General features: G+C 64.8%; 14 protein-coding genes. 6 read left to right on the forward strand and 8 right to left on the reverse strand.

Translation table 11 applies throughout. The annotated features are described in order from the left end of the window. Window positions 1-44 precede the first annotated feature (44 nt). Window positions 45-1,541 carry a flavin-containing monooxygenase gene (locus BST15_RS04455; RefSeq protein WP_046188350.1) on the reverse strand — a complete coding sequence of 499 codons (1,497 nt, stop codon included), beginning with the start codon at window positions 1,539-1,541 and terminating at the stop codon, window positions 45-47. 288 nt (window positions 1,542-1,829) lie between these two features. Here BST15_RS04455 and BST15_RS04460 point away from each other — a divergent pair, with 288 nt between their 5' ends. The 5 genes from BST15_RS04460 (at window position 1,830) to BST15_RS04480 (ending at window position 6,999) form a co-directional block, all read left to right on the forward strand. Then, window positions 1,830-2,879, forward strand: a complete 1,050-nt coding sequence (locus BST15_RS04460; RefSeq protein ID WP_234708185.1) for an AurF N-oxygenase family protein — start codon at window positions 1,830-1,832, stop codon at window positions 2,877-2,879. Window positions 2,880-2,976: 97 nt separating this feature from the next. Beyond that, the gene (locus BST15_RS04465; protein ID WP_046188382.1) at window positions 2,977-3,744 is read left to right on the forward strand and encodes a phthiotriol/phenolphthiotriol dimycocerosates methyltransferase; all 768 of its coding nucleotides are present in this window, start codon (window positions 2,977-2,979) and stop codon (window positions 3,742-3,744) included. 186 nt (window positions 3,745-3,930) lie between these two features. Continuing rightward, window positions 3,931-5,289 (forward strand): cytochrome P450, encoded by a 1,359-nt coding sequence (locus BST15_RS04470; RefSeq protein ID WP_046188351.1) that lies wholly within the window; start codon window positions 3,931-3,933, stop codon window positions 5,287-5,289. Then, the gene (locus BST15_RS04475) at window positions 5,286-6,116 is read left to right on the forward strand and encodes an SDR family NAD(P)-dependent oxidoreductase (protein WP_046188352.1); all 831 of its coding nucleotides are present in this window, start codon (window positions 5,286-5,288) and stop codon (window positions 6,114-6,116) included. Before BST15_RS04470 ends, BST15_RS04475 begins: the two co-directional genes overlap by 4 nt. 70 nt (window positions 6,117-6,186) lie before the next feature. Beyond that, the gene (locus BST15_RS04480; RefSeq protein WP_046188383.1) at window positions 6,187-6,999 is read left to right on the forward strand and encodes a phthiotriol/phenolphthiotriol dimycocerosates methyltransferase; all 813 of its coding nucleotides are present in this window, start codon (window positions 6,187-6,189) and stop codon (window positions 6,997-6,999) included. 15 nt (window positions 7,000-7,014) lie between these two features. Here BST15_RS04480 and BST15_RS04485 read toward each other — a convergent pair whose 3' ends face one another. The 6 genes from BST15_RS04485 to BST15_RS04510 form a co-directional block, all read right to left on the reverse strand. After that, window positions 7,015-7,800, reverse strand: a complete 786-nt coding sequence (locus BST15_RS04485; RefSeq protein WP_046188353.1) for an alpha/beta hydrolase — start codon at window positions 7,798-7,800, stop codon at window positions 7,015-7,017. Window positions 7,801-7,864: 64 nt separating this feature from the next. Next, on the reverse strand, window positions 7,865-9,214 hold the full coding sequence (locus BST15_RS04490) for a hypothetical protein (protein WP_046188354.1): 1,350 nt from the start codon (window positions 9,212-9,214) through the stop codon (window positions 7,865-7,867). A gap of 208 nt (window positions 9,215-9,422) precedes the next feature. Then, window positions 9,423-10,862: a hypothetical protein gene (locus BST15_RS04495; RefSeq protein WP_046188355.1), complete on the reverse strand. Its 1,440-nt coding sequence runs from the start codon at window positions 10,860-10,862 to the stop codon at window positions 9,423-9,425. A 313-nt stretch (window positions 10,863-11,175) separates the two neighbouring features. Further along, entirely contained in the window at window positions 11,176-11,895 is a 720-nt protein-coding gene (locus tag BST15_RS04500; RefSeq protein WP_046188356.1) for a nitroreductase family protein, read from the reverse strand. Next, the gene (locus BST15_RS04505; RefSeq protein WP_046188357.1) at window positions 11,888-12,391 is read right to left on the reverse strand and encodes a DUF2505 domain-containing protein; all 504 of its coding nucleotides are present in this window, start codon (window positions 12,389-12,391) and stop codon (window positions 11,888-11,890) included. Before BST15_RS04505 ends, BST15_RS04500 begins: the two co-directional genes overlap by 8 nt. Window positions 12,392-12,404: 13 nt before the next feature. Then, on the reverse strand, window positions 12,405-13,085 hold the full coding sequence (locus BST15_RS04510) for a flavodoxin family protein (RefSeq protein ID WP_046188358.1): 681 nt from the start codon (window positions 13,083-13,085) through the stop codon (window positions 12,405-12,407). Between the two features lie 121 nt (window positions 13,086-13,206). On the opposite strand from BST15_RS04510, the gene BST15_RS04515 reads away from it, so the two are divergent. Further along, on the forward strand, window positions 13,207-14,037 hold the full coding sequence (locus BST15_RS04515) for a class I SAM-dependent methyltransferase (protein ID WP_046188359.1): 831 nt from the start codon (window positions 13,207-13,209) through the stop codon (window positions 14,035-14,037). Here BST15_RS04515 and BST15_RS04520 read toward each other — a convergent pair. Further along, complete coding sequence (locus BST15_RS04520) at window positions 14,030-15,286, reverse strand: phthiocerol/phthiodiolone dimycocerosyl transferase family protein (RefSeq protein WP_046188360.1); 1,257 nt, start codon at window positions 15,284-15,286, stop codon at window positions 14,030-14,032. The genes BST15_RS04515 and BST15_RS04520 overlap by 8 nt on opposite strands. Window positions 15,287-15,299 lie beyond the last annotated feature (13 nt).

Genomic DNA, 15,299 nt, shown 5'->3' on the forward strand with positions numbered 1-15,299 from the left:
AAACGATCACTGTAACCCCCTGTTCAGGACCGTGGCAGCCGAAGCTATCCGATCTGGTAGTCCGACAGCGGGAAGTGGTCCTGCTCCTTCACGGCGCTGCGCACCGAGGTCGGCCGGAAAAGCGGGGCCTCGCCCGTGCTCTGGTTGAACCAGTAGGAATTCGATGTCGCACAGTTGCCCCGGTGGAACACCGAGCTGTCCAGCAGGCCCATCATCCGCTCGTAGAAACGGGTGTTGGCCTCCTCGGTGACCTCGAAGGTCTGTGCCTGGCGCCGCTGCACCTCGCCGAACAACCGCTTCATGTGCCGCGTCTGGTATTCGACGGTGTTGAACCACGACAGCCCGACCCAGGAGAACGGGCTGGCCATGTTGATGAAGTTCGGGAACTGCGGGGCGGTCATCCCCTGGTAGGCCTGGAATCGAGTCTCCCGCCACCACTTGCCGAGGTTGCGGCCGCCGCGGCCGATCACCTCGATAGCCGGCAGGTTGCCCTCCCAGACGTCATATCCCGTCGCCAGCACCAGGGTGTCGATCTCGCGCTTGACGCCGTCGCGCGACACGATCCCGTCGGGCTCGATGCGCTCGATTCCCTCGGTCACCAGGTGCACGTTGGGCTTGGCGAACGTCGGGTAGTAGTCGTTGGAGATCGACGGACGTTTGCAGCCGAAATCGAAGTCGGGCTTCATCTTTCGGGCGAGTTCGCGGTCGCGCACCGACCGCTGACGATGCAGCGCGGATTGGACTGCCATGGCCTTGTTGAGGAACTTGAATCGCTTGTAGCGCCACATGGTCAGGACCATCATGAAATCGGTGGTGTTGTCGGTGAGCCATCGGACGATGCGCTGGGTGAAGGGCCGCCGCGCGAACATACGCTGCACCACCGGGGGGAACACCACATCGGACTTGGGCGTCACCAGGATCGGGGTGCGCTGATAGACGGTCAGATCAGCGACTTCCTTGGCCAATTCCGGGATGACCTGGATTCCGGTGGACCCCGTGCCGATGACTGCCGCACGACGGCCGGCCATTGAGTAGTCGTGGTCCCACTGTGCGGTATGCACCACGTGCCCGGCGAACGTGTCGATGCCGGGGATGTCCGGCACCTTCGGCTGGCACAGGAAGCCGGTGGCCACGATCAAGAACTGCGACGTCAGCGTCTCCCCGCCGGACAACGCGATGCGCCACACCTTCGCGTCCTCATCCCACTGGGCGCCGTCAACGCTGGTGTTGAAGCGCATGAGGCGCTGCACGTCATATTTGGCCGCGACGTGCTCGGCGTAGGCCTGCACCTCATTACCGGGGGCAAACAGACGCGACCAGTAAGGATTGGGCTCGAACCAGTAGGAATAGGTGGTCGAGGGCTGGTCGACGGACAGGCCCGGGTAATGGTTGACCCGCCAGGTACCGCCGAGACCGTCCAGGCGGTCGAGGATCACGATGTCGTCGTAGCCCAGCTGGCGGAGCTGGATCGCCGCGCCGATACCGCCGAAACCAGCGCCCACGATGACGACTTGATGGTGCTGGCGCTGCTGGGTCCCCATAAACAGAACACGCTACCCCAACGCAATAATGTGCCGCCTTATGTGCAGATCGGGCATATGTGATACATCTCTTGACGGGTAGGTAAAATAACGGTTGCCACAGGGTCCCAGCATGATGTCAATCACACCCGTGAGGTGTGCCTAGCCTTAGGGTTTTGCCAAACTTGACGGTATGCTTCGGCTGGCTTTGACCCAGGGCGCTGCCGACCAGGGGCCCCGGGCCTGGACTAGAGGGATGGTTTCCTTATGCCGACCGGCGTGATCGTCATCTGCTGGCTGCTGGCCGGCATGTGCGCGATCACTGCTGTGCCCTACTCGATCTTTTACCTGATCAGGCGGCTGAAGAACGCCATGTACGTCGGGGACGACGTGGCCTACGGCGAAAAGCTGGCGACCCTGTCGGAGAGTTCCGTTCGGCGCAACTTCAACCCCTATCTCGACATCGACTGGGATTCCGCCGAGCTCGACATCAGCACCGAGGACCCGCGCTGGGTCATCACCGGCGCGGACCCTCTGGGCCGCCACCCCTGGTATCAGGCACAGCCCCTGGACAAGAAGATCGCGATGGGCATGTGGCGCCAGGCCAATATGGCCAAGGTCGGCGTCCAGTTCGAGGGCATTCTGGTGCGGGGCCTGATGCACTACACGTTCTGGGTGCCTAACGGCTCACCGGAATACCGGTACTGCCTGCACGAGTGCATCGAAGAGTGCAACCACACCCTGATGTTTCAGGAGCTGGTGAACCGCATCGGCGTGGATGTCCCCGGCATGCCGCGGTGGCTGCGGGTGCTCTCCCCGATCGTGCCGTTCTATGCCGGCCCCTGGCCGAACTGCTTCTTCTTCGGCGTACTGGCCGGCGAAGTGCCCTTCGACTACCTGCAGACCCTTGCCCTGCGTGAAGAGGACACCGTCCCGGCGATCGTCCGGCAGATGATCGGCATCCACGTCGCCGAAGAGGCGCGCCATATCTCGTTCGCTCACCAATACCTGGAGCGCCGGGTACCGCGGCTGTGGTGGAGCAGCCGCTTCATGCTCTCGCTGTATGTACCCGTGGTCATGCGGATGCTCGGCCAAGCGATGGTGGTTCCGCCTCGAAGCTTCTTCCGCGAGTTCGGTGTGCCCAGGTCGGCCCGCAAGCCGTGGTTCTTCGGCGCGCCGGAGTCCCGCCAGACCTGGCGAGACATGTTCGCCGATGTGCGGATGCTCTGCCACGAGTTGGGGCTCATGAATCCCGCGGCCCGGCTGATGTGGCGGATCTGCAAGATCGACGGGGCGCCCTCGCGCTACCGCGGCGAGCCGCAGCGCGCGCAGGTCGCGGCCCAACTCACCGACGTCTGAGCCGCGCACCGGGCTGTGCCATACTTTCGGTATGGTGCGTTCCCCATCTGAGACCTTGGAAAAAGTCGGCGCCGATTTGGTGTACCGCATCTCGGCGATGCCGCTGTACAAGAAGGCCTTCAAATACTGGTACCCGTTCATGACCAAGCGGATGGGACACGACGACGTCGTCTTCCTCAACTGGGGCTACGAGCAGGAGCCGCCGCTGGGCCTGAAGCTGGATGAGGCCGACGAGCCCAACCGGTACTCGATCCAGCTCTACCACCAGACCGCCACCCAGATCGACCTGGCCGGCAAGAACGTGCTGGAAGTCAGCTCCGGACACGGTGGCGGCGCGTCTTTCTTGGCTCGTACCCTCAAGCCGGCCTCCTACACCGGCCTGGACTTCAATCCCGACGGCGTCGCCTTCTGCCAGCAGCGCCACCAGGTTGAGGGCTTGGACTTCGTGCAGGGCGACGCCATGAACCTGCCGTTCGGCGACAACTCGTTCGACGCCGTGGTCAACGTCGAGGCGTCCCACATCTACCCCGACTTCGCGCAGTTCGTCCGCGAAGTGGGTCGGGTGCTGCGGCCCGGCGGCCACTTCCTGCACACCGACTTCCGCGCCAAGGAAGACATCGAGTCCTGGCAGAAGACACTGGCCACGCCGCCCCTTCGGCTGGTCAACGAGCGCGACATCAGCCGGGAGGTCGTCCGCGGCCTGGCGGCCAACTCGCCGCGCTCCAACGATCTGATCAATGAGCGGATGCCGTTCTTCCTGCGCCGCTTCGCGCGTGAGTTCGCCGTCGTCGAGGGATCGCTGTTCTACCGCGACCTGGACCGCGGCGAGATCACCTACCGCATTTTCGACCTCGTCAAGGACTGAGGACCGCCAAGAGCAGCGCCGGAGCGCTCGGGACTGAGGTTCCGGCGCTCCGGCTCTTCTTTTATGGTGACCGACGGCCCTTCGGGCGCCGGAAGCAATCGGGTTAGGGTGGCGGCAGCCTGATCGCAGGCGGCGCGGGGGCCAGTCGCGCGCCACACCCGACGATCGTGACGAGGGGCTTGCCACATGGACCAGAAGGACCTGACGCGTCGGCTTCGTTTTCGCGCCAGCCTGCTCAAGATCGGCACCGACGGACTTGTCGGGGTGGCTCGTGACCGGGCAACCGCCTACCGCTACGCCCTGACCCGACACGAAACCGCACCGCTGACCGACTTCGATCCCTTTGCCGCCGAGACCATGCACGATCCCTATCCGGGATATCGCACGCTGCTGTCCGGCCCGAAGGTCTGGTACAGCCGCAAGCGCGGCATCTGGATCATCCCGGGCTACGACGAGGTCCGCCAGGCGTTGCGCGACGACGAGGCGTTGTCGTCGGCGGAGAGCCAGGCCCGCTTCCGGGTCCGGCTGCAGACCATGAACGCCACCGATCCGCCGGTGCACACCCGATTGCGCAGGTCGGTGTCGCGCGCCTTCACGCCCCGAGCCATGAAGTCGTGGGAGATCAATATCAACCGCGCCGCCGATGAATTGGTCGCCGCCATGATCGAACGCGGCAGCGTCGAGATCGTGGCCGACCTGGCCAAGCCCCTGCCCAACCGGCTCATCACCATGATGCTGGCGATACCGCAGGAGGACCGCCACCAATTCCTGGAATGGGCGGACACCATCAACGAGGCCGCGTTCGCACCGCTGAGCCTGCGTGGGATGGCGATGAACATGCGGTCGAGTCAGGCGGTCAACGCCATGTACCGCAGTCTCTACCCGATGATCGCGGCCCGTCGCGCCACGGCCGGCGACGACTTGATCTCGATGTTGGCGGCACCCAGCGGTGAGGACACCCTCTCCGATGACGAGGTGTTCTGGACCGCCTCCATGCTCGTCGGCGCCGGCAGCGAGACCACCACCAACCTGATCTCGGGCCTGTTCCTGACCCTGGCGCAACGTCCGGACGTGTATACACGGCTGCGCGAACACCCCGAATTGATCCCGGCAGCTATCGAAGAGCAGCTGCGGCTCGTCTCGCCGGTCCAGGGGTTCTATCGCACCGCGACCCGTGACTACCCGGTCGGCGACCACACCATTCCGGCCGGTGCACGGGTGTTGGTGCTCTATGCGGCGGCCAATCGGGATCCACGGCACTACCCCGACCCGGACACCTTCGACCTGGACCGCAATCCGACTGACCACCTGGCTTTCGGCGGTGGCGCGCACTACTGCCTGGGCACGCACCTGACCCGTATCGAAGTGAGCCGCGTGCTGACTCAGCTGACCCCCCATGTCAAGGAGATCCGGCTGGCCGGCGAGCACCGTTATCTGGTGAACGCCACGATGCGTGGCCTGGAACACCTGCCCGTCGAGTTGGTGCCGGCCGAATCCGGCGCGGCCCCCGCTCCCGCACACACCGGGAACACCGGCATCCGATGAGCGCCCAGCCGGTAGCGCTGGTGACCGGAGCAACAAGCGGCATCGGTGAGGCGACCGCCGACCGGCTGCATGCCGCCGGCTACCGAGTGTTCGCGGTGGGACGCAATCCCGAAGCGCTGCAACGCCTTGCATCGCGCGGGCTGACGGCTCGTTCGCTCGACATCACCGACGAGGCGGCAGTCGATCGGCTGGTCGCCGAGATCACCGCCGAACACGACGGGGTCGATGTCCTCGTCAACTGCGCCGGATTTCCCCTGACGTGTCCGCTCGAACAGCTGGCACGAGATGACCTGCGCGACCTGTTCGAGACCAATGTCGTTGCGACACTTCACCTGGCACAGGCGGTGCTGCCGGGAATGCGCCAACGCGGTTCCGGCGTCATCGTCAACATCGGCAGCACCGGGGGCCGTTTCGCCAGCCCGGGCGCCGGTGGATACCACCTGGTCAAATACGGCATGGAGGCACTGTCGCTGTCCCTGCGCGCCGAAGTCGCGCCCTTCGGGGTCCGGGTCGTGCTGCTCGACCCGACTGCGGTGCGGACCCCCTTCGTGATCGCGCAGCAGGAAGCGCGACCGACCTACGCCGCCGATGATCCGTACGCCGCGTTCAAGATCCGCTATGCCGACAACACCCGCGAACTCTCGGCTAAGCGCGGAGTGATGATCGAAGCCGACACCGTCGCCTGCGCGGTGCTGCGCGTCGTCCGCGCCAAAAACCCCAAGCCCCGCTACGTGGTCGGCCTGTCCGGCAAGGCCACCGTGCTGGCGCGTGCGCTCGTGAGCGACCGAATGTGGGAGCGAATCCTGATGCGCGGACTACGCGACTGACCGCACCTGCGCCCCGGACCCGGCCACGACCGGGTCTGCAGAATCGTGAGATACTTCTTCGATGGTCACGATGAACCGCCTGATCTTCAATCCGGTATCCCACCGCGTCATGACGAACCCGTTCGTCTACCACCTGCTGTTCACCTCGTTTGTGACAAAGCGGTTCTCGACCCAGACCAAGATGCTCAGCGGCGACGACTGGCTGTTCCTCAACTACGGCTACGAAGAGGACCCGCCGATGGCGGTGCCGCTGGAGCCCGCCGACGAGGCCAACCGATTCTTCATTCAGCAGTATCACCGCACCGCCGCCCTCGCCGATCTGGCCGGCAAGAAGGTGCTCGAGGTGAGCTGTGGCCACGGGGGCGGCGCCTCGTACGTGAACCGGACTTTCAAGCCCGCGTCCTACACCGGGCTGGACCTCAACCCGACCGCCATCGAGTTCTGCCGTACCCGCCACCAGCTGCCGGGCATGGACTTTGTCGAAGGCGACGCGGAGAACCTGCCCTTCGAGGACGGTTCGTTCGACGTGGTGTTCCAGGTTGAGGCATCGCACCTGTACCCGCATCCGGCCAAGTTCTTCAACGGCGCGGCGCGGGTGCTGGCCCCCGGTGGGCACTTCCTCTACACCGATTTCCGCCGCCGCAGCGAGCTGGCCCGCTGGGACGCCGAGCTGGCCGCCACCGGACTGCGACTGGTGTCCCAGGAGGACATCAGCATGGACGTGCTGCGGGGTAATGAGAAGAACCTGGCACGCAAGCAGGACATGATCGCTCACCACGGCGGCCTGGCACGCTTCGCCAGCGCCGCGACCGACTGGACGTTCAACGGCGCCCTGAAGAACGGCGAGTTCGTCTACCGCCTGTACTCGTTCACCAAGGACTGAGCGAGCCGGTCGGCGCTATAGGCCGCGGTCGCCGAGCCAACCGTGGATGTGATCGGCGACGAGTTTCCAGCCCGGTTCCAACATCATGTTGTGGCCCATGCCCGTAAAGAACTGGGCCTCGGTGTTGTAGGCACGCGCCGTGGCCCGCACCTCTTTGCAGGTATGCGCGCCGTCGTCTTCGGCGCCCAGCACCAACAGGGGCGCCGTCACGCGCTTAGGCCGGGGCAACCGCAGGATCAGGCAGTCCACGCTGATCCGTGGGCTGTCCTCTTGGAGTCGCGCCGCACAGTCGTCGACGATGTGCTCAGGGGTGGTCTCGGAAAAGAAATGCTGCCGAGCCCGTGCCGGGGTGCTGATGTAGGGCAATGCCTTACCGGTCACCGCCATCTTGATCGCATCCCACGGACGGTGGCGCATCCAGCGCAGGCTGGATCCGTAATTGCCCTGCGGCGGGATCGAGGCCATCAGCACTCCCGCCGGAGCCGGCCGGTTCTCCAGGTATTTCTGCACGATCAGGCCACCCATGGAGTGCCCGATCACCACCGGGGCCACCGGAAGGGCATCAGCCACCGACTGGAGGTCGGCGACGTAGTCATCGACACCGCAGGCCCGCAACGGCTTGTCGCTGGAACTGCCGCCGTGCCCCCGGAAGCTGACCGCCAGCGCACGGTAGCCGAGGTCGGCGAAGTAGCCCAGAAAATGGTCGTCCCAGCACCACGCGGCATGCCAGGCACCGTGGACGAACAGCAGAGGCACGGGGTGGGCCGCACTGGCGCAGCCCTTGTCGATGACCTCAAGCACGTCGCTGCTCCCCTAGTCCGGTAACTAGCCCCCGGTAGTCGAATCCCCGGGCGCCGGCCTGCACCTACACCGGGGTGATGTTGAAGATCGCGTCCCACAGGCCCTGGATGTCGAAGGGCCCGATGATCCCGACGTTGTCGAAGATGTTGTACCAGTAATCGCCCAAGAATGCCTGCAGCTGCTCGGGGGTGGGCAGGAAAGCGCTGGTGTCGATGACGGGGTCCGGCGGCAGCTCGTTCTTGATGTCGAGCAGGACAGTGCCCAACCGCCACAACCACGCCTGCGTCTCGATCATCTCCGGGTTGGAGACGTTCGCGGTGCCGTCGTCGTAGGCGTCCATCCACTCACCGATGACGGGGTTGCCCGGCCACAGGTCATCCATGATCTTCACCAGCCAGTAGTAGCTGGGGGTGTTCCAGTCTTCCGGGTTGAAGATGTTGCCGCCGGGCTCGGGCAGCAGGCACGGCCCGGGGCAGACCGGGCTTCCCGGGATGAACGGGTTGAAGGCCAGCAGCGATGAGGCGATGAGCGACTGCGTCACGCGCGCGAATTCGATCGGGTCGGGCAGCGTGAACTTGTTGAAGTCGAACGGCTCCAGCAGGCTGTCGAAGAAGTTCGTGAACGGTGTGGTGAAGTCCATCGAGTAGTAGCTGCCCGCCCACGGCATCAGGGGGGCGTCCGGGTCGATGTTGGGGTAGTCCTCGGGGTTCAACCCCAGCTCCGCCAGCGTGCGGGTGCCCTCCCAGTAGTACCCGTCATTGGCGTACCCGATGTTGATCATCCCCGGCCCATTGGGGTCGAAGTAGAACTCGTTGCCGTTGGTCATGGCCGAGAACGGGATCTGGAACCAGTTCTGGATCAGCGGGAAGTTCTGCAGGCCCAGTGCGATCAGCACGCTCCACAGGGACTGGTCGATCCAGGTGAATCCGGTGATGGGGCTGGTCGGCATGACCGGGTAGCAGTCCAGACCGGCACAGCTCAGATCGATCGGAATCTGCACATTGGCCAGCATCGACAACTGCTGTCCCAAGCCGGGGAAGAAGCGGTCCCCCTCGTTGCCGGCACCGGAGATCAGCGGGAACGGGAACATCATCTGCAGGATGCCCTCGAAGTGCCCCATGTCGCCGGGGTCTTCACCCCAGGCGTTGGTCGGGCTTCCGGCGAACCACGGGCCGCTGTAGAACAGCGACTGCGCCAGCGTGTCCATCCCGTGGATCTCGTTCGCCGGGATGTTGACCAGGGCCTGGAACAGGTTCAGTGGAACGTTCCACAGCGACTCACCGGCGGTCAGTTGCGTGTCCACGTGGACCGTGGGCTGCACAGCAGCGGCCCGCGCAGCGGGAGCGACGGCGATCACACCGGCGGTGGTGATAGCCAGCCCCGCGGAGAAGTACGAACGCAAGGCTGCGGTCATCCGGGTGTCCTTCCAAGAAATGAGAAGTAGCTCTAGTCGCCGCGACACCGCCGCGTTGGGTTCAAGCAATCTATCAAAGTGTTAACTGAGCGCAAATCGTGAATCACTTGCTCGGAGCACAGGTACTCCGAGCGCCTGGCAGGCGGAGTAAGGCCAGCAGCTACCGCCGGCACCTCACAGGGAGGCGTCGTTTGCGAGGGTGCACCACTTAGAAGGTGAACCAGCTTCCGAAGTCACTCCACAGCCCATCGAAATCCGGAGTGAGCATCCCGGCTGAGGGGTTGAAGAAGTTCACCAGATCCTCCCAGAGCAGCGAGGAGTCGCGGCCGCCGTAGTCGCCGATCATCTGCTCGTCCAGCGGCACGCCGGGGGTCCACGTCGGCGGCATCAGGTAGCCCGTCTCGGGATTCACCGGCCACGGCCCCAACAGGCCCGGGTCTGTCAGCAGGCCGGAGTTCACGGCCAGGTTCGGCAGATACGGATTGATCTGCGCCAGGAGATCGATGATGTCGTTCTGGGTCTGCGCGTCGAAGGTGAACACGCCGGTCTGCAGGGCAGAGATTCCGGCCATGACTTGCTCGTCCGTCGAGCCGTTGGCATTGCCCACGGCATTCGCCGCATCCTGCTCGGTCAGATCGATCCACTGCTGGATCTGCGGGTTGGGCTCGCCCATCGCCTGGATCGCTTTGACCAGATCCAGCGTGGTCAGTCCCAGCGGCGGTGAGGTGCACAGGCCCGCGCAGAAGGGGCTGCCTGCCACAAACGGATTGAAGTCGACCACCAGTCCGGCGGTGAAGGCCTTCATGGTCTGGCCAATATCCGCGAAGGTCGGCAGGTGGAACCCGACGGTCGGGTCGTCGCCGTTGACGCTCCAGTTGACGGGTTGCAGGAGGCTGTCGAACCACTGCTGAAAGGGGTTGAGCGGGTCGAACTTGAACGTCAACCCGGCCCAGGGCATCAGGTTGATCTGGTTGCCGTATTCGTCATAGACGATGTTGCCCTCGGCGTCGGTGAGGGGACGGGTGCCGGTGAAGCCGTAGCTATCCGGCACCGATCCGTTCGGGCCGATGCCCTCGTTCGGGTTGGCGATCCCCGCTGAGGTGGGATTGTCGGGGTCGCTGGTGGGGCCTTCCGGGAATGTGTAGCCCTCGAAAAGCTGCTGCAGTGGGACCTGCAGCCAGTGACTGAACAGGGGAAGCTGATTCGGCCCACCCAGCGATTCGACGAAGCGCAGCACCTGGTCCAGCCCGGTGAGGCCGGTGATCGGGTTGACCGGAGTCATCGGCCAGCACTGGATGGAGTCACACGACGGGTTGACCGGCAGCATGGCCGCGGCGAGCATCGCCGTCTGCTGGCCCAGGCCGGCGGTGCCGTTTGCCAGCGCTTCCTCGTCGAAGTCGGGCTGGTACTGGCCGGAGATCTCCGGCGCAAAGGGGAACATGAAGTCCATGACCGCCATGAAATGGCCCGGATCGCCCGGATCCTCACCCCAGATATTGGTTGCACTCGGGGTGAACCAGCTGCCGGTGAAGAAAAACGAATTGGCCAGGAGATTGGCCGCTTGGACTTCGTTATAGGGGACATTGACAAAGTCTTGAAAGAGATTAAAGGGGATGTTCAGCAGAGAGCCCTCGGCTGCGAGTCGCACTCCCCGCTCGGTAGCGGTCAGGACGTGCGCCCAAGGCACGACTGGAGTTACCGGCGCGACCGCTACCGCGGTGGCAGCAGCAATGACGACACCCTTTGCCCGGTTCCGATGTGGTCGGACTACGGCCTGCATCACAATTCCCCCCTCCCCAGTGGGCCCCCCGGCCCCAGGAACTGTGCCAGCATATAGCCGCTACGGCTATATGTCTAAGCGAGCGCATAAGTAAATCGTGCCCGCGATTTGCACTACAGTTCACTAAATCGAACGGGGCTTCTCTTTACTCAGCCGAGGTGGAAAAAAGATAAACAAGTATTCAGTTCTCCAGCCAGGCGCGGTCGCCGTAGCCGTTGAGGTGAGCCACCTCCCCCACCGGCTTGCGGGTGGTGGGGCCGTACCGTCCGCGCGGCCAACCCAGCGGGACGATGCAGCACGGCGTGATCTCACCCGGCAGCCCGAGGGTGCGACGCACCGCACGCTGATTCCACAGCGGCAAGGTGATCAGCGACGCTCCCAAGCCCATGGCACGCGCCGCCAGCAGCAGATTCTGAACGCTCGGGTAGATCGACCCCCAGTAGGCCGACTCGGCGATGTGCGGCATACGTACCACCGGCAGCCGGCCTTCGCGGGCCCCCAGCCTCAGGCAGGCGACCACCAGGACGGGAATCTCGGCGAAGTGGTCAATCTGCCACTGCATCGCCCGGGCAATTCCGGCGATCGATTCATCGGTCTTGATCTTGCGGCGTAGCACCACGTCGCGCTGAATCTTCCACGCCTGCCGATAGCGCTTGGCCAACTCCTCCTTGACACGGCGGTCCTTGACGACGATGAACTCCCAGTTCTGACCGTCATTTCCGGTCGGCGCCCGCAGCGCCAGCTCGATGCACTTGAGCACGACGGCGTCATCGACCGGATCGGAGTACACCCGTCGTATCGCCCGCTGCGTCATCATGGCCTCGCCCAGCGGCATGTCCAGCCGGGCCAGCGCCTCAGCAGTGCCGGGCACGTGGGTAAAGACGAACTCGTTGTCAGCCATTCTCACCCAACCAGCTCGTGGTGAACCGTTGAATCTCCGGTATGCCCTGCGAGAACTCGCGGGCCAGGAAGCTCTCGATGGGCCCGCCCACCAGCGGCACCTTGAACCGGATCGTGCCGTTGAGCGCCAACCGTGAGCCGGTGCCTTCGCGTTCGAGCACCGCGGTGCCACCGCCGGACCCGGGAGCACCGGTCACTGCGACGGTGATGTCACCGCCGACGCGGCCGTCCCCGGCGGGGGTCCACACCTCGGTAGTCACGATGTTGAGATCGCCGCGATAGACCTTGGCCAGCATGCCGGGGAGCGCGCCGTGGCGCAGGTCCTCGGTCACCACCACGCGCACCTGGCCATCAGGCTCGACGTCCAGCGCGTCCAGGGTCTTATCGCCGCCGAAGGCCTCGATCCGGGCCAGCCAATACGCTCGGTTCCCGAACGCACCGAAGACCTGCTCGACGGATGCCGGCGAGGAGAATGTCACCTCGAAGGAACGGGGCATGACCGCTGACCTCTCACTTTCCGAACAACCGGCTCACCAAGCCCGCGGCGAACCTGCGGACTCGGTCAAGCTGCTCGGGCTGGACATTGGTGGGCGGCAGGCGCAGGCCCAGGTAGCGCTCGCGGTAACGCCCGCTGCCCAGGTAACTGGTGAGCGCCAGCATCGACCGCAGCGGGTCGCCGGGATACGTCAGGTGAATCTCGTCCTGATAGCGACCGCCGCACTCCTCCGCCAGCCGGCAGACCTCGGCATAGTTCTCCTGCCAGAATTCGCGGCACACGGTGAACACGACAAACGGCTTGCCGTCCAGCAGCTTTCGCGCCTCTTCTGACTTCAAGAACGACCTGATCGGCATGGCGGGTGCCTTCCACCAGGTCGGCGAGCCGATGCAGATCAAGTCGTATGTGCCGTCGCGCACCGCGTCGGGCGTGCGGATCTCCCCCGTCTCGCCGCGCTGCTGCGCCTTGAGCACACTGAGCATGTCGGGCCACACCCGGCGCAGCGGAAACTGGGCGAAACGCGGCGCGTACTGCGGGTCGGTGAATTCGATACCCGCCGTGACCACCTCGCAGCCATGCTGGGTGAACACCTCGCCGGCGGCCTCAAGCACCTTGCGCGACTGGCCCGAGAAGCTGTAGTACAACAACAGGATCCGCGGTGCCCGCCCGCTGGGCTCGCTGGTCTCAACTGCCATCTGCGCCTCCTGATATATGCGGCGGTCCCAGCTTCGGCTCTCCTCCGTCGAGCCTTGCTGAACCGCCGGGTTCGAACGTGCGGTGCGTCGAATATCCGTTCAGCGTATTAGGCTCGCCGACGTGGCAGACAAGATCCCCGTCGACCTGCACGGTGCCGCGGCAACCATGCTGACGACGCTCTATCTCAAGGCACTCGACGCCGATTTCGACTCGCCGGTGCTGGGCGATCGGTACGCCAAGGAAGCCGTCGACCGTATCGACTTCGACTGGGACGGCCTCAAGGCTCCCGGGCGCTGGGCGCCACTGGTGACGGTGCGCACCGCCCAGTACGACATCTGGGCACGTCAGTTCCTGGCCACCCACCCGGATGCGACCGTCATCCACCTCGGCTGCGGTTTGGACGCTCGGGTGTTCCGGATCGACCCCGGACCCGAAGTGGCCTGGTATGACGTCGACCAGCCGCCGGTGATCGCGTTGCGCAAGCAGGTCTATCCCGCCCGCCCCGGTTACCACCTGGTGGCGACGTCCGCGACCGACCCGTCGTGGCTCGATGAGATTCCCGCCGATCGGCCGGTCCTGCTGCTGGCCGAGGGAATCAGCATGTACCTCACCGAAGCCGACGGGGTGGCCCTGCTGCAGAGCATCGTCGAGAAGTTTCCGTCCGGCGAGCTGCAGATCGACTTCTACAACTGGCTCGGGATCAAAACCCAGAAGACCCACCGGCTGCAGCGCCAGTCCGGGTCCACCCTGCACTGGGCGGTCAACGGGCCCAACGACATTCTCGACAAGGTGAGCGGGCTCCGACTGCTGGCAGCCGCCAACCTCTTCGACGCGCAGACCTTCAGCCGGGTCCCCGCCGGGTTCCGGCGATCCAGCCGGCTGGCTCGGGCGATACGGCCACTGCGCGGAATGCTGCAGTACCACCGCTACGCCTTCGGCCCGATCAGCTGACGCCGGCCGCGTGCTGCTCGGCGATGCCGCACAGCAGCGCCCGAATCGCCTCCACCGAGCGCTCCGGCGCCGGTCCGTGTGAGTGATATTCGATGTTGAGCTGTCCGGAGAAGATCTGGGTGAAATAGATGTCGATTCCCGCGCTCACCGCGAAGTACAACTCGCCGTGCGTCGTGGTGACCTCCACGCCCGGCGGGGTCCGCACCGGGGGCACCAGGCCGTTGTTGCTCAGCACGACGACGTCGGGCAGCCCCGGCGGGTTCCCCACGTACTGCGGGCTGAAATGCAACCGGGACTGCTGGATCACGCCCTCATCGAGATCTTTCTGGAAGTTTGTGGCGATATCGCGCGCCATCTCGACCAGATCGGTCTTGGCATCCACCTCGGCCAGATATGTGGCCAGTCCAATCGGGTTGGTGCAGCCGGTGGCCGAAACCGGCGGCGACAGAAAGTATCTCAAGTCCACGGTGTAGACGTACGGCACCGGGATGCTCAGTTTGCCGCGCAACTGCCACTCCGCGATCAGCACCGCCGCCGAGAGCATCGCATGCAAACTCAGGTCATGGGCCCGGCCGAAGGCAACCACATTATCGGTTTGCTCTTCGGTCAGCCGGCACGATGCCATGGGCACCAGCACCGGCGACGACGGCGTCTCTGACGCCACGGCCCGGCGGGTAGGTGGTAGGTCGTAGGCGAACAGGGCCGGCATGAACCGCTCGATCCCGGAGCGCTGTTGCTTCTCGATGCCCCGGTCAGCCAGCACCGCCTCGATCGACAGCGGAGCGGGCTCGACGTTCATCGCACCGATCCGGCCGGTCGTGACCAGGTCGGTGTAGAACGACAACATCTCCTCGATCAAGGCGTACATGTGGTGGCCGTCCGCTACGGCGTGGTGCACGTACAGGGTCGGTTGGGCTTGGCCGTCGCGGATGATCACCCGCATCGCCACCAGTGACTCGCTCTGGTCGAATCGCGGGGCGGGCGGTTGTGCGTCGGGATCGTCGAGTTCGATGACCTCGATACCGTCGGGCATCAAATCGTCGGTGACGAACTGGTGGCGCCCATCGGGCAAACGCTCCAGGCGACCGGTCAGGATCGGATGCGCCTCCAGCAGCGCCTCGTAGGCCTCCGAGAGCAGATCGATGTCGACTGGGCCGGTGACGTGTGCGGCCAACCCCACGAAGTTGTGGGTTTCGGCCAGCATCTCCTCACTGATCGCCAGTTTTCGAATGACCGACGTGGCAAACACTTTCGGTTCTCTC

The organism is Mycolicibacter arupensis (assembly GCF_002086515.1).
Lineage (GTDB): Bacteria > Actinomycetota > Actinomycetes > Mycobacteriales > Mycobacteriaceae > Mycobacterium > Mycobacterium arupense.

Excerpts from the sequence above, each read along its gene's own strand:
- BST15_RS04475 (WP_046188352.1), top strand. The coding sequence starts at position 5,286 with ATGAGCGCCCAGCCGGTAGCGCTGGTGACCGGAGCAACAAGCGGCATC.
- BST15_RS04470 (WP_046188351.1), top strand. The coding sequence starts at position 3,931 with ATGGACCAGAAGGACCTGACGCGTCGGCTTCGTTTTCGCGCCAGCCTG.
- BST15_RS04455 (WP_046188350.1), bottom strand. The coding sequence starts at position 1,541 with ATGGGGACCCAGCAGCGCCAGCACCATCAAGTCGTCATCGTGGGCGCT.
- BST15_RS04510 (WP_046188358.1), bottom strand. The coding sequence starts at position 13,085 with ATGGCAGTTGAGACCAGCGAGCCCAGCGGGCGGGCACCGCGGATCCTG.
- BST15_RS04460 (WP_234708185.1), top strand. The coding sequence starts at position 1,830 with ATGTGCGCGATCACTGCTGTGCCCTACTCGATCTTTTACCTGATCAGG.
- BST15_RS04480 (WP_046188383.1), top strand. The coding sequence starts at position 6,187 with ATGAACCGCCTGATCTTCAATCCGGTATCCCACCGCGTCATGACGAAC.
- BST15_RS04490 (WP_046188354.1), bottom strand. The coding sequence starts at position 9,214 with ATGACCGCAGCCTTGCGTTCGTACTTCTCCGCGGGGCTGGCTATCACC.
- BST15_RS04500 (WP_046188356.1), bottom strand. The coding sequence starts at position 11,895 with ATGGCTGACAACGAGTTCGTCTTTACCCACGTGCCCGGCACTGCTGAG.
- BST15_RS04465 (WP_046188382.1), top strand. The coding sequence starts at position 2,977 with ATGCCGCTGTACAAGAAGGCCTTCAAATACTGGTACCCGTTCATGACC.
- BST15_RS04505 (WP_046188357.1), bottom strand. The coding sequence starts at position 12,391 with ATGCCCCGTTCCTTCGAGGTGACATTCTCCTCGCCGGCATCCGTCGAG.